Here is a 17,005-nt window from a genome sequence, read left to right on the forward strand (position 1 = left end):
CCATTATGACAATGGGGGCCATGGTCATGAAATTGAGCAGCTTTGACGAGTGGTCACCTCTCCGTGAAGTGATCGTCGGCTCCGCCCGCAATTATGTATCGCATGAGCGGGAGCTTTCCTTCGACCTCTTCTTCCACGACAATCTCGTGCGTACGGAGTGGTACTACCCCCGCCTCTCGGCCGTCGGCGGGAACGCGAAGGCCGGCCCCGGGCAGAAGCCGATCAAGCAGCGCTACGTCGAGGAACTCACCGAGGACATCGAAGGCTTGGTCGCCACGCTCGAGTCCCTCTCGGTGAAGGTGCACCGGCCGCTGGACCTCGACGCGGCCACGTCCGGCGTGCAGACCCCCGCGTGGTCGGCCTCCGTGGTCCCCCCGCTGAACGTCCGTGACAACACGCTCATCCTGGGCGACGAGATCATCGAGACTTCGCCGATGATCCGGTCCCGGTATTTCGAGACCCAATTCCTCAAGCCGGTCTTCGCGGACTACTTCCGCAAGGGCGCCCGGTGGACGGTCATGCCCCGCCCGCTGATGACCGACGCCTCCTTCGACCCCTCGTACGCCGACAGCGACGCCGGCGGCCCGACCGAGCCGATCACCGACCCGCAGGCCCACCCGTACGACGTCGGGCACGAGATGATGTTCGACGGCGCGCAGTGCCTGCGCCTCGGCCGCGACATCGTCGCCAACATCTCCACGGCCAACCACGCCCTGGCCGTGGACTGGCTCGAGCGCCACGTCGAGGGCCGCTTCCGCGTCCACCGGGTGCACCGCCTGAGTGACAGTCACATCGACAGCATGGTCCTCGCCCTGCGGCCGGGGCTCCTGCTCGTGCGCTCCAAGGAGGTCCTGGACTTCCTGCCGGAGCCGCTGCGCAAGTGGGACATCGTCGTTCCCCCGCCGCCGAGCGAGAACAACTTCCCGCGGTACGAGGACGACGACCTGATCCTCACCAGCCCGTACATCGACCTCAACGTGCTGTCCGTCGGCCCCGACACTGTGCTGGTCAACGAGGCCTGCCCGGACCTGGCCCGCACGCTGGAGCGGCGGGGATTCACCGTGGTCCCCGTACGGCACCGGCACCGGCGGCTGTTCGGCGGCGGCTTCCACTGCTTCACCCTGGACACCGTGCGCGACGGCGGGCCCGAGGACTACTTCTCCTGATCTCCCGTCACGGGGTGTCGCGGAGTCAGCGCCCGTTCCAGCGGGGCGGGCGCTTCTCCGCGAAGGCCCGGGGACCTTCCCGCGCGTCCAGGCTGTGCATACGTGCCTCCTCGCACGGGTAGGCGGTGGTGAAGGCGTCACTCAGCGGCAGATGCGCCGAGGCGGCGGCGGCTTCCTTGACCGCGCGCACGGCCAGCGGGGCGCAGGAGAGGATGTCTTCCACCCAGCCGTCCACGCACGCGTCCAGGTCGGCGGCCGGCACCACCTCGTTGACCAGCCCGAGCTCCAGGGCCCGGGCGGCCGTGATACGGCGGCCGGTCATCAGGTAGCCCATGGCGGTCCGGTAGGGCAGCTGTCGGGTCAGCCGGAATACGCCGCCGGCGCCGGCCACCAGGCCGAGGCGCGCCTCGGGCAGGGCGAAGCGGGAGTCGTCCGATGCGATGATCAAGTCACAGGCCAAGGCGAGTTCGAAGCCGCCGCCGAAGGCGTACCCGCGCACCTTGGCGACGACCGGCTTGGTCAGCCCGAAACGCTCGGTGAGCCGGGGCCAGCCGGGCTTGCCGCGGCTGCCGAAGGTCGACACTCCCGCGGTGCCGGCGGCGTCACGGGCGGCGAGCTCCTTGAGGTCCTGCCCCACCGAGAACGCCCGGTCGCCCGCGCCCGTCAGGATCGCAACCCACAGGGATTCATCGGCCTCGAAATCGTCCCAGACAGCGGCCAGCTCCTCGTGCATGCGGATGTCCATCGCATTGAGGACCTCGGGCCTGTCGAGTGTGATGAAAGCCGCGTGCCCTTTCTTCTCGTACCGGACTCGCGGCCGGGCGCCGGATGTGCCGTCTATTTCCGAAGGTGTCATGTTGTCGAACATAGCAGCGCCGTCACGGCCGTTGCCACGCATCACCGCGGTGGGGACCGGGGTACCCCCGCACTCCTATTCGCAGGAAGAGCTGCTGGAAATCTTCCGGGTCGACGACCCGCGCATTCGGTCGCTCTACCTGAACAGCGCGATCGAGCGCCGTCACCTGACCCTTCCGCCGGTCGGGCCGGACGGCGCCCGGCGCCAGGAATCGCAGGGCGAACTGCTGCGCAAGCACGTCGACAGCGGCCTGGACATGGCCCGCACCGCGATCGCGGAGTGTCTCGGGAAGATCGGCGCGGCACCGGAGGACGTCTCCTATCTCTGCTGCGTCTCCTCGACCGGATTCATCACCCCGGGTTTCAGTGCGAAAGTCATCAAGGAGCTGGGATTCGACACTTCCTGTTCCCGTCTGGACGTCGTGGGAATGGGCTGCAATGCCGGGCTGAACGCGCTGAACGCGGTTTCCGGCTGGGCGGGTGCGAATCCCGGGAAAATCGCTCTCATGGTGTGCATCGAGGCGTGCTCGGCGGCCTATGTGTTCGACGGGACGATGCGTACGTCCGTGGTGAACAGCCTTTTCGGTGACGGTGCCGCCGCCGTCGCGGTCACCGCCGACGCGGCCTCGCCGACCGAAGCGTCCGGGGAGCCCGGGGAGCCCGGCCCGGCCGCGACGGCCGCTCCGGCCGAGGGTCCCGTCGTCCTGAAGTTCGCCAGCCGCATCGTCCCCGAGGCGAGCGAGGCGATGCGCTACGAGTGGGACGACGACCACGGCAAGTTCAGCTTCTTCCTCGACCGGGAGATCCCCTACGTCGTCGGTGCCCACGCCGAGGAGACGGTCGGCGCGCTGCTGGAGGGCACCGGCCTGCGCCGCTCGGACATCGCCCACTGGATCGTCCACTCGGGCGGCAAGAAGGTCATCGACTCCGTGCGGGTGAACCTGCGCCTGACCCGCCACGACCTGCGCCACACCACCGGCGTCCTGGCCGATCACGGCAACCTCTCCAGCGGCTCCTTCCTCTTCTCCTACCGGCGGCTGAGCGAGGAGGGCGTCACCGCCCCGGGCGACCACGGGGTGCTGATGACCATGGGCCCGGGCTCGACCGTGGAGACGGCCCTGCTGCGCTGGTGACCGAGCCACGGGTGCCGACGGCGCCCGTCCCCGGGGACGGTGACGCGTGCGTCACCCGGTGTCCCTGACGCATCCGACGACCCTGAAGGGAACCCCTTATGGACACCCTCACGACACGGACCGAGCCCCTCGGCGGGCCCGGCCTCACGCTGCACATCGACAGCGGCCGCCCGCTGGCCGAGCTCACGAAGGCGGTCGACGACGCCTGTGACTGGGCCGCGAACCAGGAGGTCCCGCCCACCCTCGCCCTCCGGCTGGGCGCCACCCGGGCACCGGTCTCCGCCCGCAGCCCCTGGCCGGGCCGGGTCGGCGTGCAGGACGTCAACCGCTGGGAGCGCGCGGTGCGCCGCCTGGAGCGGCTGGAGGCCGTCTCCATCGCCGTCGCCGAAGGCGGCTGCCAGGGCGCCGCCCTGGACCTGCTGCTCGCCACCGACTACCGCATCGCCACCCCGGACCTACGGCTCCTGCTGCCCGTCAACGAGGGTCATTTCTGGCCCGGCATGGCCGTCCACCGTCTGGTCAACCAGATCGGCGCGGCCCGCACCCGCCAGCTCGTCCTGTGGGGGCACGAGCTGTCCGCCGAGAGCGCCCACCGCATGGGGCTCGTCGACGAGCTGACCACCGAGGTCGACGACACCGTCCGCGCGGCCGCCCTCCTGCTGGGCCGCACGGCCGGCGCCGAGATGGCCGTACGCCGGCAGCTGCTGCTCGAAGCGGCCACCACCGAGCACGAGGAGGCCCTCGGCTCCCATCTGGCCGCCTGCGACCGCGAGCTGCGCCGCCTGGCACCCCGGGACGGCAGCGGGAGCACCGGCGGGAACGAGGCCCCGTGACCACGACCCCGCCCACCCTCACCGGTGCGCTCGCCGAGGACACGGCGCTCCTGTCCGAGCACACCACGGCGACCGCCGCCCGCCTGGCAGGGCTGCCCGCCCCGCCCCTCCGCGACCCCGCGCAGCGGGCGCTCGCCGAGGAGCTGCACACCGCCTCGCGGTCCCTGCGGCAGCGCTTCCTCCACCGGCACGCCGACGCGGTCTACGACGCGCTCACCGACGGCCGCACGGTCCACCTCCGCCTGGACGGACTCGCCCGGGCCGCGGCCGACCGGTTCCCCGGCCTCGTCCCGGCCGAGGAGCGACTGGCCGCGGAGCGGGCCCTCCCGCAGGCGGCCAAGGAGGGCCTGGAGATCGACCAGGGCATCTTCTTCCGCGCCCTGCTGCGCTCCCCGTACGCCGGACCGCACCTCGCCGACGCCATGGCGCTGCCCTGCCCCCGGGCCCTGGAGCTGCGCGAGCGCTTCCGGACCGAGGGCAGCGTGCGCCTCGCGAGCGTGCGCCTCGAACGCCACGGCACCACCGCCCACCTGACCGTCGACAACGCCCACTGCCTCAACGCCGAGGACGAGCGGCTCATCGACGACATGGAGACGGCGGTCGACCTCGTCCTGCTCGACGAGGCCAGCCACGTCGGCGTCGTACGCGGCGGCACGATGACCCACCCGCGCTACGCGGGCAGACGGGTCTTCAGCGCGGGGATCAACCTCAAGGAGCTCCACGCCGGAAGGATCTCCCTGACCGGGTTCCTGCTGCGCCGTGAGCTCGGCTACCTCACCAAGATCGCCCACGGCCTGCTCGTGGACCCCGCCCCCGACGCGTACCCGTACCGCACGCGGCACAAGCCGTGGATCGCCGCGGTCGACTCGTTCGCCATCGGCGGGGGCATGCAGCTGCTGATGGTCTTCGACCACGTGATCGCCGCGGACGACGCCCACTTCAGTCTGCCCGCCGCGAACGAGGGCATCGTGCCGGGCGCGGGCAACTTCCGGCTGGGCCGGATGACCGGGGCGCGCCCGGCCCGCCAGGTGATCCTGGGCGGGCGCCGCATCCACGCCACCGATCCCGACGCCCTGCTGGTGTGCGACGAGGTCGTCCCGGGCGAGGAGATCACCGCGCGCGTGGACGCCGCGGCCGCGCGCCTCGACAACCCGGCCGTGACCGCCAACCGCCGGATGCTGGCTCTCGCCGAGGAACCGCGGGACCGCTTCCTCGCCTATCTCGCCGAATTCGCCTACGTCCAGGCCACCCGCCTCTACGCCACGGACGTCCTGGAAAAGGTCGCCCGGACGCCCGGCCGGCCGCGCGGGGAGTGACTTTCGATGCCTCTGCTCGACGAATCCGCTCTGCACGGCTCCCTCCAGGATCCGGTGCTGGGCTCCATCAGCTTCCTCAACGAGGTCATGGGCCGCTATCCCGACGCGATCTCCTTCGCGCCGGGCGCACCGCGGCTGCTGCACCTGGAGAACACCGATCTCTCCCACTACACCGACGTCTACCTCGACCACCTGCGGACCTCGCGCGGCCTGACGGACGAGCGGGCCCGCCGCCTCCTGCACGAGTACGGACCGAGCCGCGGCCTGATCAACGACATCGTCGCCGAGGCCCTCGGCCGCGACCACGGGATGGCCACCCGGCCGGAGTCCGTGGTGATCACCGTCGGCGCGCAGGAGGCCATGTTCCTCACCCTGCGCGCGCTGTGCCCCTCCCCCGGTGACCTGCTGGCGGTGGCCACCCCCAGCTATGTGGGCATCGTGGGAGCGGCTCGGCTGCTGGACGTGGGCGTGGTCGGTGTGGCCGACACCGATCGGGGCCCCGATCTGGACGAGCTGCGCGCGGCCTGCCGTGCCGCCCGTGCCGAGGGACGTCGCGTCCGCGCCCTGTACGTGGCGCCGGACTACGCCAACCCCTCCGGCACCGTGATGGGCCTGGCCGACCGTCATGCCCTGCTGGCCGTGGCCGAGGAGGAGGACCTCCTCCTGCTGGAGGACGGCGCCTACGCCTTCACCGCGCCCCCGGGCGCGGAGGTGCCGCCGCTGAAGGCCCTCGACCGCGATACCCGCGTCATCTACCTGGGCACCTTCGCCAAGGTCTGCCTGCCCGGTGCCCGGGTCGGCTTCGTCGTCGCGGACCAGCCCGTGACCGGCTCCGGCAGGGATCGGCTGCTCGCCGACGAGCTGGCCGTGCTCAAGAGCATGGTCACGGTCAACACGGCCCCGCTGAGCCAGGCCGTCATCGCCGGCATGCTCCTCGAGCACGGCGGTTCCCTGGCCGGTCTGGGCCGCGAACGCGCCCGGGTCTACCGGGAGAACCTCACCTTCCTGCTGGACGCCCTGGACCGGCACGTCGGCTCCCGCCCGGAGCTGACCGGTGCCGTGACCTGGAACCGCCCCCGAGGGGGCTTCTTCGTCCGGATGCGGCTGCCCGTGCCCGCGGACACCGCGCTGCTGAAGCGCTGCGCGGCCGGGCACGGCGTGCTGTGGACGCCCATGGCGCCGTTCTGGATCGGCGACGCCGGTGACCACGAACTGCGCCTGTCCTGCAGCTACCTGGACACACCCGCGATCGAGGAGGGGGTGCGCCGCCTGGCGGGCTTCCTCCAGGAGATCGTCCCGACACACACAAGGATCCACACATCGTGAACGACGCCCCCGACACCAGCCGGCTCCTGGAGCGCTTCGGCCTGATCGTCAACGGACCGGCACTCTTCAACGCCCTCGTGGCCGGCATCGAGCTGGGTGTCTTCGACACGCTCGCCGAGGGGCCCGCCCCGTTCGAGACGGTGCGGGCCCGTACCCAGCTGCCGACGCACCAGCTGCGCGTCCTGATGCACGCCCTGTGCGCCACCGAGCTGGTGGACAAGGAGGACGGCCGGTACTCCAACACCGCGGTCGCCGCGGAGCTCCTCACCGGTGACGGTCCCGACAGCTGGAAGCACATCCTGCGCGGCTGGCAGGACATCTACTACCCGGCGTTCCCGCACGCCACGACCGCGCTGCGGGCCGGCACCAACACGGCCCTGGCCGGGTACCCGGGGGACGAGCCCACCCTGTACCAGCGGCTGTCCCACGTTCCCGAGCGGGAGGCGGTCCTGCACGCCTCCATGTCGGCGTTCACCCTGCAGAGCATGAGCGGCCTGCTGGACCACATCGGCCTGGCCCCCGGGGAGCGGCTGCTGGACATCGGCGGCGGCGACGGCACGACGGCCCGTGAGCTGCTCGCGCGCTTCCCCGGGAACACGGTCACCATCTTCGACCTGCCGAGCGTCGTCGCGCTCGCCGAGGAGAGCGAAGGCACCGCCGCGGACGGCCGGATCACCTACCAGGGGGGCGACCTCTTCGAGGACGACTTCCCCGGGGGCGTGGACGCCGTACTGTTCAGCCACTGCCTGGAGGTGCTCTCGCCCGAGCGCATCCTCGTCCTGCTGCGCAAGGCGCACGCGGCGCTGCGTCCGGGCGGCCGCCTGTTCATCTACGGGTTCACGCTCAACGACCAGGAGCGCGGCGTCTACTCCGCCCGGCTCTCGCTGTACCTCACCGTGCTGGCCACCGGTCAGGGGCTGGCGTACCCGGTGGAGGAGTACGAGCGGCTGATGCGCGAGGCCGGTTTCCCCTCCGTCGAGGCGATCACCGGTCTGCCCTACGAGCACAGCCTGATGGTCGCCACCAAGGCATGACCCGTGGCGGGGTGCCCGGCCCGGCCGGACGGGCACCCCGCGTACCCGGAACGCCCCTGGCCGGGCGCGGCACGAAGGAGATCTCCGTACCGCGCCCGGCCAGGGGCGTTTCGCCGTGGGCGCCGGGGCGTCAGACGCCGGCTCCGTGCCAGGATCGCCACAGGGCGGCGTAGGCGCCGTCCTTGCGCAGCAGCTCGGTGTGGGAGCCGTCCTCGACGATCCGGCCGCCGTCCATCACCAGCACCCGGTCCGCGTCGTGCGCGGTGTGCAGGCGGTGCGCGACCGAGATGACCGTACGGCCGGCCGTCACGGCGGCCAGGGAGCGCTCCACGTCACGGGCCGAGCGCGGGCTGAGCAGGGAGGTCGCCTCGTCGAGCACGAGGGTGTGGGGGTCGCTCAGCAGCAGACGGGCCAGCGACAGCTGCTGGGCCCGGTCGGGGGCGAGCTCCGCGCCGGGGCCCTGGAGGGACGCGTCCAGACCCGTCTCACAGGCCCAGTCCCAGGCCCCCACGGCTTCCAGCGCGGCGCGCAGTTCCTTCTCGTCCGCCTCCGGCGCGGCCAGCAGGAGGTTGTCCCGGAGGGTGCCGCGGAAGATGTGGTGGTCCTGTGTGACCAGAGCGATCTCCGCGCGCAGCGTGGAGCGCGGGATGTCGGCCAGCGGCACGTCGCCGACCGTGACCGTGCCGGTGGAGGGCCGGTCGGTGCCGGTGAGCAGCCGGACCAGGGTCGTCTTGCCCGCTCCGGACGGCCCGACCACGGCCACCCGCTCACCCTGACGAATGGTCAGGTCGATGTCGCGCAGGACCTCCTGGCCGTCGGTGTAGGCGAAGCCGGCTCCGCTCAGCCGGAGGTCCCGGTGGGCCGCGGCGCGCTCGGGAGCGGCCGCGGCGTGCTCGGGGTCGGCTTCCTGACGGACACCCAGCAGGCGCGCCAGGGAGGCGCCGCCGACCTGGAGCTTGTCCTGCCAGAACAGCAGGATGTCGATCTGCCCGGTCAGCTGCTGGGTGTAGAGGGTGGCGGCGGTGACTCCCGCCAGTGAGACCCACCCCTGGTCGTAGGCCAGACCGCCCAGGACGACGGTGAGCACGGTGGGCAGGGCGATGGCGGTGTCGGTGACGGGCAGGAAGACGGAGCGCAGCCACAGGGTGTGCCGCTGTGCTCCGTACGTCTTCTCCACGGCCCGGTCCATGCGCGCGGTGCGCTGCGGCACCCGGCTCAGGGCCTCGACGGTGCGGGCGCCGGCGACGGTCTCGGCGAGGGTCTCCGCGGTCTGTGCGTAGGACGTCCGCTCGCGCAGGTAGCCCTCGCGGGCACGGCCGAGGTACCAGCGGGTGACGGGCCACAGCACGGGCACCAGGAGCAGGACGGGCACGACCATGAGCCAGCCGGTGAGCAGCAGCGCGCCGACCGTGGTGGCGATGGTGGTCAGGGCCACGAGGGTGCTCGGCAGGGCGTAGCGGGCGACGCGGGCGAGGGCGTCGACGTCGCGGGTGGAGCGGGTGAGGACGTCGCCGACGCCTGCCTCCTCCACGCGCGCCAGGGGGAGGCGCAGGAGGTCGTCGAGGAACTCCTCGCGCAGTTCGGCGACCACCTTCTCCGACAGCCGGGCCGTGCTGCTGACCGCCAGGCCGAGCAGGAGGGACTGGGCCAGGACGAAGGCGAGGATCAGGACGGCGGCCGTGGAGACCGAGTCGACCCCGGCCCGGACATCCTCCACCAGGTCGCCGAGCAGGCGCGGGGCGGTGAGTCCGCACGCGGTGCTCAGCCCGTGGAGGCCGAGGACCGTCGCCAGTTCCCCGGGGTGCTTCAGCACGAGGCGGCGGGCGTGGCGCCGTGCCTCCTGCGAGGAAACGACGGGCAGTACGGTCACGTCGGGTCGCCTTCCCTGGTCACGAGTGAGTGGTAGCGGCCGTCGGCCAGCAGCTTGTGGTGCGGTCCGGTCGCGGCGACGGTGGTGGTGTCGTCCACGTAGGCCACATGGTCGGCCTGGCCGAGGACGACGGGGCTGGTGGTGAACACCACGGTGGTGCGCCCGTCGCGGTGCGCGCGCAGCCGCTGGACGAGCCGGGCCTCGGTGTGGGCGTCCAGGGCGCTGGTCGGTTCCACGAGCAGCAGGACCTCGGGGTCGGCCGCCAGGGCGCGGAGCAGCCGCAGGCGCTGGCGTTCGCCGCCGGAGAAGTTCCGGCCCGCGCTGCGCACCTCGCCGTCGAGGCCGCCGGGCAGGGCGTCGACGACCTCGCGTGCGACGACGGTCCCGGTGAGTTCGAGCAGGTCCTGGCGTGTGGTGCGGCCGAGGGGGTCGAGTTCGGCGTGCAGGGGGCCGGCGAAGAGGCGGTCGTCGTTGCGCAGGACCATGACGCGCGCACGGGTGTCGTCGAGGGGGCGTGCGCGCAGTGGCTCGTCCCCCCAGGTGACGTCGGATTCCGTGTAGCGGCCCAGGCGGTCGGCCAGGGTGGCGGCGTCGGCGGGGGAAGCGCAGGCGACGGCGGTGAACGAGCCGGGCCGGACGGTCAGCCGTGACAGCGGGTCGGTCAGCGGGCCCTCGGGGGCCGGTGTGCCGGTGTGCCGGTCGTCCGCCCCGTCGGCGTCGCCGGGGAGCAGGCGCTCGGCGCGCAGGAAGCGGCAGACGCGTTCGGCGGAGATCTGGCCGCGGGTGAGCGCCTCGAAGGAGTCGGTCAGCCAGCGCAGCGGGGTCGCCAGGAAGACGGCGTAGCCGTAGAACGCGACGAGTTGTCCGACGGTGAGGGTGCCGTCGAGGACGAGACGGGCGCCCAGCCAGACCACGACGGTGCCCAACGCGCCGGGCAGGAAGGTCTTGACGGCCGCCAGCGCTCCTTCGGAGCGGGCGGTCAGCGTCGCGAGCCGCCGGGTCCGCTGGGATTCCTCGCGGTACCGCTCGGCGAACCGTGCGGCGCCGCCGAAGCCGTGCAGGACGCCGAGTCCGGTGGTGGTGTCGACGGCGAAGGCCGCCAGTTCCCCCTGCTGTTTGCGCAGGGCTCCCTGACGGCGCCGCAGGGGGCGTACGGCCAGGGTCATCAGCCATACGATCAGCGGGACGCCCGTCAGGACGGTCAGGCCCAGTTGCCAGGCGCTGGAGAGCATGATCACGGCGATCAGGACGATCGCGACGACGGCGCCGGCGCCGCGGGACGTGGCCGCCAGGGCACGGCCGATGGGCTCGATGTCACCCGTGCCGATGTTGACGACCTCACCGGTGGACGCGTGCTTCCGCAGGTCCGCGCCGAGCACGGCGGCGTGCCGGTTGACGTATTGCATCGCGCGGAAGGACGGGCCGGAATTGACGGCGAAATCACAACGCTCCTGGAGCGTGGTGGTACCCGCCTGCATCACGACGAGGGCGAGCAGAATGCCGCTCCACAGCCACAGGGCACTGCGGTCGTGAGCCACGATGCCGCGGTCGATGGCTAGCCCAAGTACCACGGGGACCAGGGACTTGGCGACCATCGTCGCCACGCCGTAGACCATGCCGAGGAAGAGAGGTATTCGGAATTCCGAACCGAGCCGGAGGATAAAGCGGACCGGCGAGCGGCAGTCAGGGATACTTGAATCGGATATAAGAAAAGCGCGCACGGCGTAAAAATATCAGAAAGTGAATGCCTGTCAGTTGCATCGAATCTGCCGATTCCACATGCCGGGCCATCTGGCTCTTCAGCCCGACGCGGGACGTGATGGCTGGTCAACCGGGTGATGGGCGCGGTCGAGTATCCCATGGAACTGCTGGTTCCGACCATCAACCAACACGTTGTAAGGTAAGGCGCTGGCAATGCGAGGGGGACTTCGGAAGCTCGTTCAAGTGCTTCCGGGGCCGTTTGCCCAGGGGCGGTGGACGCTCCCGTGGACCCGCCTCGTCACGCCATGGTGGAGTCGCCTTCGTTTCAGGTCCGCGAGTGGGACCGGATGCCCGCTGCGATCGCCCGGAATGCGGGGTGGAAACGGCCGGGAACCGCAGAGCGACTTCGACACCGGAATCCGGCCGCTGGGCTTCCAGAACGCGCCGGTGGTCGTCAAGGCCGCCGGAGCCCGACCGATGGGGAAGAAACACCCGTGACCCGTGTACTTGTCGGCAACGATTTCAGCGAGGACGTACGGACCGACCGGGGGTGGACCGGGTGGTGGGTCCAGCGGCTGGCGTGGTTCGCCGCCGACGGAGACATCCTGGTACTGCCCGCGGCGATCGACGAGGACTTCCTCGCCTACGCCACCGCGCTGACCGGCGTCGACCGGAACACGCTCACCGTCGTCGTCCCCCCGAGCGACGAGGGCGGCGAGGGCACGCTCAGCCCCGGCCGGCTGGCCCGGCCCGAGTTCGTCGCGGCCCTGCGCGCGGCCCTCGGAGGCCGTGCGGTCACCGAGGTCTTCTCCCTGTGGCCGGACGCCGCCGTCGCCCGCCTGGCCCGCACCCTGGGCGCGCCCGCCGCCCTCCCCGGCTACGGCTTCGTCGACCAGGGCGGCGGACCGCTGACCAACAGCAAGTCCGTCTTCCGCACCCTCGCCGGCGGCGCCGGCGTGCCCGTCCCGGCGGGCGCGGTCGCCACCAGCAAGGACGTCGCGGAGACCACCATCGTCGAACTCCTCGCGAGCGGTGAGCCGGTGATGGTCAAGCACGACTTCCTCTCCGGCGGCCACGGCAACGAGATCCTCAGCACCACCGGCGGCATCCGCCCCATCGGCGCCCGCCGCACCGTCACGGTCCCCGACCGCGCCGCCGTGCGCGCCTACCTCGACGAACGGTGGGAGTGGCTCACCGGCGGCGGCCGCAGCCGCCCCGTGGTCGAGCGGTACCACCGCGACAGCTCCGCCTACTTCACCGAGTACCTCATATCCGACGAGGGCGTGGAACTGGCCGGCGACGGCGAGCTGCTGTCCGCCCCGTACGCCGTGGGCCAGGTCATGCCGTGCGTGGGCCTGGAGCCCGAGGTCATGCGGGCGCTCGTCGACGGCGGGCGCGAGCTGTGCGAATCCCTGCACGCCATGGGATACCGCGGCAGGTGCGCCACCGACGCCATCGTCACCCCCCGCCGCGAGGTCCTCTTCACCGAGTACAACGGCCGGATCACCGGCTCGACCCACATCTACGCGGTGCTGGGCGAGCAGGTGATCGGGGACGGTTACGGCACGGACCGCCTCATCCTGGAACGCGTGTGGCCCGAGGGCTGGGCGGTCGGCTCCTTCGCCGACGCCCTGGAACGGCTCACCGCCTCGGGGCACGCCTACGACCCCGCCACCCGTACCGGTGTGCTGTTCACCAACGCCTTCGACGGCCGCAACGGCGTCATGTACTGCATCGCCGCCCCCGACCTGGACACCGCCTGGTCCCTCGACCGGCAGCTCGGTTCGCTGTTCGCGCGGAAGTCCGCGCGCTGACGCCCACCAGGCCCGCCACCGCCCCACCGCGAGGAGACCCATGTCCCTGTTCGTACCCGCCACCCTCACCGGCCCCGCCTGGCGTGCCGCCAACCGCGAGCTGCTGGCGAAGACGCTCGCCGAGCTCTCCTTCGAGCAGCTGCTGACCCCCGCCGAGGTCGCTCCCGGCCGGTACCGCGTCGACCTGCCCGACGGCGTCGGGTACCTCTTCGAGGCCCGCCGCGGCGCCTTCGAGTCCTGGCACGTCGACCCGGCGTCGCTGCGCCGGCGCGACGCCGACGGGCAGGAGGCGGACGCCGACGACGCGGTGCGGTTCCTGCGCGAGGCCTACGCCGCGCTCGGCATCGCCGGGGACACGGCCGGCCACCTGGTGTGCGAACTGACGGCCACGCTCGTCGCCGACACCGGCCTCCTCACCGGCGACTCCCCCGGCGTCGGCGAACTCGCCGACCTGCCCTACGCCGAGCTCGAAGGCCACCAGACCGGCCACCCGTGGCTGATCCCCAACAAGGGCCGCATGGGCTTCACCGCCTCCGACGTCGCCCGTTACGCCCCCGAGTCGCGCGAGCCGCTGCGGCTGCCGTGGATGGCCGTCCACCGCGACCTGGCCACCTATCAGGCCGTCAGCGGGCTCTCCCAGGAGCGGATCCTGGCCGAGGAGCTCGACGAGGCCACCCGCGCGGCCTTCACCGCCCGCCTCACGGAACGCGGCCTGGACCCCGGCGACTACCACTGGCTGCCGGTCCACCCCTGGCAGTGGGACCGCACGGTCGTGCCCGTCTTCGGCGGGGAGATCGCCGAAGGACGCGTCGTCCCCCTGGGGGACGGCCCCGACCGCTATCTGCCGCAGCAGTCCATCCGCACCTTCACCAACATCGATACACCCGGGCGACGGCACGTCAAGCTGCCGCTGACCATCTTCAACACGCTGGTCTGGCGCGGCCTGCCCACGGCCCGCACCTGCGCCGCCCCCGCCCTGACCAGCTGGGTGCTCGGACTGCGCGACGCCGACCCCTTCCTGCGCGACGAGGCACGTGTGGTGCTGCTGGGCGAGGTCGCCTCCGTCGCCGTGCCGCACCCCGTCCTGGGCACCATGCCCGACGCGCCTTACCAGCACCGCGAGATGCTCGGCGTGATCTGGCGGCAGCCCCTCGCCTCCTTCCTGGACTCCGGCGAGCGGGCCCGCACCCTGGCAAGCCTCCTCTACACCGACCGCACCGGCCGCGCGATGGTCACCGAACTCGTGACCCGCTCCGGGCTGTCGCCCCAGGACTGGCTGGCACGCCTGTTCGGCGCCCTGCTGCCGCCCCTGCTGCACTTCCTCTACCAGTACGGCGTCGCGTTCTCCCCGCACGGCGAGAACGCCATCGTGGTCTTCGACGAGCAGGACGTCCCCGTGCGCCTGGCCGTCAAGGACTTCGTCGACGACGTCAACGTCTCCGAAGTGCCCCTGCCGCAGGCCGCCGGCATGCCCGAGCCGGTGGCGCGGGCCCTGCGCTCGAAGTCGCCCGACATGCTCTGCCAGTACATCCAGGGCGCCCTCCTGGTCGGCCACTTCCGCTACCTCGCCGACCTCGTCGAGCAGCACCTCGGCGTCCCCCAGGAGACCTTCTGGACCCTGGTCCGCGAGGAGATCCTCAGCTACCAGGAGCGCTTCCCCGAACTCGCGGACCGCTACGCCCTGTTCGACCTCCTCGCCCCCGATCTGGACCGCCTCTGCCTCAACCGCCACCGCCTGCTCCAGGACGGCTACCGGGACATGGCCAAGCGCCCCAGCATCGTCTTCCACGGGCGCGTGGCCAACCCCCTGCACCGCGGCGCGTAAGCACGCACGAGAGGCCCTGCGTTGACCGTCACCACAACCAGCCCGGTGGCCGCCGTCCCCGTCACCGACGAAGAGCACCGGATGCTGGCCCACCTCGCGGCACACCACCCGGAGCGGGCCGCCGCCTACCCGGCCCGGCTACCCCGGGCCGCGCGCGGCACCATGACCCGGCTCCTCGCCGCGCTCCTGCGCGAGGAGGTCTGGCCCTCCGCCGGGGTCCGCACCCTGGCGGCGGACCCCTCCGGCGAGGCGGGCGCCCTCCTCGGCCGGGAGGCGCTGGACGTCCTCACCGAGGAGGGCGCCACCGGCGTCCTGCTCCTGCCCGTCACCGACGGGACCCTGCTGGCCGTCGGAGTCATCGACCGGTCGACCCTGCGCCGCACCCGCACCACCCCGACCGTCTGCCTGATCACCGCGAACGGCCGCGAACTCGTCGGCCACCCCGTCACCCTGCTCACGGCCCTGACCCCGCTCGCCGCGCCCGGACACCGCCGGGCCTGGCAGGAGTTCACGGCCGAGGTGGCCGACTCGGTCGCCAACCTGGCCCTCTCCCACACCAACGTCGACCTCCGCTCGGAGGCCCTCGCGGCCACCGCCCGCCGCCTCGGGGCCCGGGACGCCGGAGAGCTCCTGGCGCTGCTCGGCCGGGACACCGACGCCGACGACATCAACCTCCTGGCCGACGGGCTGTGCGCCGAGGGGCACAACATCCACCCGTGCGGCCGGGTGCGCAAGGGCATGCTCCCGGAGGAGAACCACCTCTACGCGGCCGAGAACGCGGGCCGCACCGGCCTGCGCCTGGTGGCCGTCCGCACCGGTCACACCCTCGCCACCCCCGACCCGGAGGGCCGTGAGGCCGACGAGATCCTCGCCGGCCATTTCCCCGCGCTCTACCGCCACGCCCGCCGCGAACTGACCGACCGCGGCCTGGACCCGGACGGCTTCCGCGTCTACCCCGTCCACCCCTGGCAGGCGGACCACACCATTCCCGCCTGCTACGCCGCCCAGATCGCCGAAGGGACCGTCGTCCTCCTGCCGGACGCCGTCCTGCCGGCCCGCCCGACCGCGTCCGTGCGCAGCGTGGTGACCGAGCCGGGAGCGGACGGACGCCGTCTGGTCGTCAAGACCTCCCTGGACGTCCTGCTCACCTCCACCCGGCGCAACATCTCCCCCGCCTCGACGCGCAACGGCCCCGCCGTGAGCCGGATCCTCACGGAGATCTTCGCCGCGGAGCCCGGCCTCGCCCGCCGGGCCCGGCCCGTACGCGAGCTGGCGGGCCTCTCCTTCGCCTCGGACTCCCCCGGCGGACCCGAGCTGGAGCCCGGCCGGGGCGACGCCCTCCGGCGCAACCTCTCCCTGCTGCTGCGCGAGGACCTCTCCTCCCACGTCGCCCCCGGCGAGAGCGCACTGAGCGGCTGCGCGCTGTTCGCGCGTTCGCCCGTCACGGGGCGCACGCTCCTCGCCGACCTCGTCGTCCAGTACGCCCGCGCCCGGGACATCGGGCACCTGGAGGCCGCCCGCGCCGTCCTGCGCGACTACCTCGGCCTGCTCCTGCCCGTCACCCTCACCCTGATGGTCGCCTACGGCATCGCCCTGGAGAGCCACCTCCAGAACACCGTGGTCGTCTTCCGGGACGGCCGGCCCGTCCGGCTGCTGCTGCGCGACTTCGCCGGCATGCGCCTGCACGCGGGCCGCCTGCGGGAGGCCGGTGTCGCGTTCGACCCCCACCCGGGCTCCGTCACCGTCATCTCCGATCCCGCCAAGCTCCACGACCGGTTCTGCTACGCGGTCCTGCGGGCGAACGTCACCGAGTTCGTCGGCACGCTCGCCGAGGAGTTCGCCCTCCCCGAGGAGGAGAGCTGGCGGGCCACCTGGGAGGAGGCCGAACGCGCCTTCGCGGAGCTGGCCGGCCGCCCGGGTCTCGCCCTCCGCGCCGGAGCCGACCGGGCGGCGATCAGCGCGCCCGCCCTCCGCCAGAAGATGTTCGTCCGCATGCGGCTGGAGGGGGACGCGGCCGGCGAGCTGTACCAGCGGGTCGACAACCCCTTGCACCGAGCCGCGGGCGCGCCCTCCGTAGCGGCAACCGACCACTGACCCCCGTCCCTTGACTGTTCGTCACCACCGGCGCCCCG

12 protein-coding genes are annotated in these 17,005 nt (G+C 72.4%); 9 read left to right on the top strand and 3 right to left on the bottom strand.

Annotated features, from left to right (window positions below; genetic code table 11):
- Nucleotides 1-20: 20 nt before the first annotated feature.
- On the top strand, nt 21-1,166 hold the full coding sequence (locus tag LUZ64_RS24210) for a glycine amidinotransferase (RefSeq protein ID WP_308251781.1): 1,146 nt from the start codon (nt 21-23) through the stop codon (nt 1,164-1,166).
- Between the two features lie 25 nt (nt 1,167-1,191).
- Here LUZ64_RS24210 and dpgD read toward each other — a convergent pair whose 3' ends face one another.
- The gene (gene dpgD, locus LUZ64_RS24215; RefSeq protein WP_095584303.1) at nt 1,192-2,022 is read right to left on the bottom strand and encodes an enoyl-CoA-hydratase DpgD; all 831 of its coding nucleotides are present in this window, start codon (nt 2,020-2,022) and stop codon (nt 1,192-1,194) included.
- Here dpgD and dpgA point away from each other — a divergent pair.
- From dpgA to LUZ64_RS24240, 5 genes are all read left to right on the top strand, one after another.
- Nucleotides 2,021-3,154, top strand: coding sequence for a 3,5-dihydroxyphenylacetyl-CoA synthase DpgA (dpgA, locus tag LUZ64_RS24220; protein ID WP_095584302.1), 1,134 nt, complete (start codon nt 2,021-2,023; stop codon nt 3,152-3,154). The genes dpgD and dpgA overlap by 2 nt on opposite strands.
- A 98-nt stretch (nt 3,155-3,252) precedes the next feature.
- On the top strand, nt 3,253-3,987 hold the full coding sequence (gene dpgB, locus LUZ64_RS24225) for an enoyl-CoA-hydratase DpgB (protein WP_095584301.1): 735 nt from the start codon (nt 3,253-3,255) through the stop codon (nt 3,985-3,987).
- Nucleotides 3,984-5,303, top strand: coding sequence for a (3,5-dihydroxyphenyl)acetyl-CoA 1,2-dioxygenase DpgC (gene dpgC / locus LUZ64_RS24230; protein WP_095584300.1), 1,320 nt, complete (start codon nt 3,984-3,986; stop codon nt 5,301-5,303). Before dpgB ends, dpgC begins: the two co-directional genes overlap by 4 nt.
- A 6-nt stretch (nt 5,304-5,309) precedes the next feature.
- The gene (locus LUZ64_RS24235; protein ID WP_095584299.1) at nt 5,310-6,629 is read left to right on the top strand and encodes an aminotransferase-like domain-containing protein; all 1,320 of its coding nucleotides are present in this window, start codon (nt 5,310-5,312) and stop codon (nt 6,627-6,629) included.
- Nucleotides 6,626-7,663 carry a methyltransferase gene (locus tag LUZ64_RS24240; protein WP_095584298.1) on the top strand — a complete coding sequence of 346 codons (1,038 nt, stop codon included), beginning with the start codon at nt 6,626-6,628 and terminating at the stop codon, nt 7,661-7,663. The genes LUZ64_RS24235 and LUZ64_RS24240 overlap by 4 nt, the downstream gene beginning before the upstream one ends.
- A gap of 130 nt (nt 7,664-7,793) precedes the next feature.
- On the opposite strand, the gene LUZ64_RS24245 is transcribed toward LUZ64_RS24240, so the two are convergent.
- On the bottom strand, nt 7,794-9,533 hold the full coding sequence (locus LUZ64_RS24245; protein WP_095584297.1) for an ABC transporter ATP-binding protein: 1,740 nt from the start codon (nt 9,531-9,533) through the stop codon (nt 7,794-7,796).
- On the bottom strand, nt 9,530-11,149 hold the full coding sequence (locus LUZ64_RS24250) for an ABC transporter transmembrane domain-containing protein (RefSeq protein ID WP_095584296.1): 1,620 nt from the start codon (nt 11,147-11,149) through the stop codon (nt 9,530-9,532). Before LUZ64_RS24250 ends, LUZ64_RS24245 begins: the two co-directional genes overlap by 4 nt.
- A 579-nt stretch (nt 11,150-11,728) precedes the next feature.
- Between LUZ64_RS24250 and LUZ64_RS24255 the strand changes: the two genes are divergently transcribed.
- The 3 genes from LUZ64_RS24255 to LUZ64_RS24265 are packed head-to-tail and all read left to right on the top strand — an operon-like array spanning nt 11,729 to nt 16,967.
- Nucleotides 11,729-13,048, top strand: a complete 1,320-nt coding sequence (locus LUZ64_RS24255) for a preATP grasp domain-containing protein (protein ID WP_095584295.1) — start codon at nt 11,729-11,731, stop codon at nt 13,046-13,048.
- A 40-nt stretch (nt 13,049-13,088) separates the two neighbouring features.
- Complete coding sequence (locus tag LUZ64_RS24260; protein ID WP_095584294.1) at nt 13,089-14,873, top strand: IucA/IucC family protein; 1,785 nt, start codon at nt 13,089-13,091, stop codon at nt 14,871-14,873.
- A 21-nt stretch (nt 14,874-14,894) separates the two neighbouring features.
- Nucleotides 14,895-16,967: an IucA/IucC family protein gene (locus tag LUZ64_RS24265; protein WP_143593428.1), complete on the top strand. Its 2,073-nt coding sequence runs from the start codon at nt 14,895-14,897 to the stop codon at nt 16,965-16,967.
- Nucleotides 16,968-17,005 lie beyond the last annotated feature (38 nt).

This window comes from Streptomyces albireticuli, assembly GCF_021228125.1.
Lineage (GTDB): Bacteria > Actinomycetota > Actinomycetes > Streptomycetales > Streptomycetaceae > Streptomyces > Streptomyces albireticuli.

What these genes read in the sequence shown, in the direction of transcription:
- LUZ64_RS24250 (WP_095584296.1), bottom strand. Translation starts at nt 11,149, where the DNA reads ATGGTCTACGGCGTGGCGACGATGGTCGCCAAGTCCCTGGTCCCCGTG.
- LUZ64_RS24260 (WP_095584294.1), top strand. Translation starts at nt 13,089, where the DNA reads ATGTCCCTGTTCGTACCCGCCACCCTCACCGGCCCCGCCTGGCGTGCC.
- dpgA (WP_095584302.1), top strand. Translation starts at nt 2,021, where the DNA reads ATGTTGTCGAACATAGCAGCGCCGTCACGGCCGTTGCCACGCATCACC.
- dpgD (WP_095584303.1), bottom strand. Translation starts at nt 2,022, where the DNA reads ATGACACCTTCGGAAATAGACGGCACATCCGGCGCCCGGCCGCGAGTC.
- dpgB (WP_095584301.1), top strand. Translation starts at nt 3,253, where the DNA reads ATGGACACCCTCACGACACGGACCGAGCCCCTCGGCGGGCCCGGCCTC.
- LUZ64_RS24210 (WP_308251781.1), top strand. Translation starts at nt 21, where the DNA reads ATGGTCATGAAATTGAGCAGCTTTGACGAGTGGTCACCTCTCCGTGAA.
- LUZ64_RS24235 (WP_095584299.1), top strand. Translation starts at nt 5,310, where the DNA reads ATGCCTCTGCTCGACGAATCCGCTCTGCACGGCTCCCTCCAGGATCCG.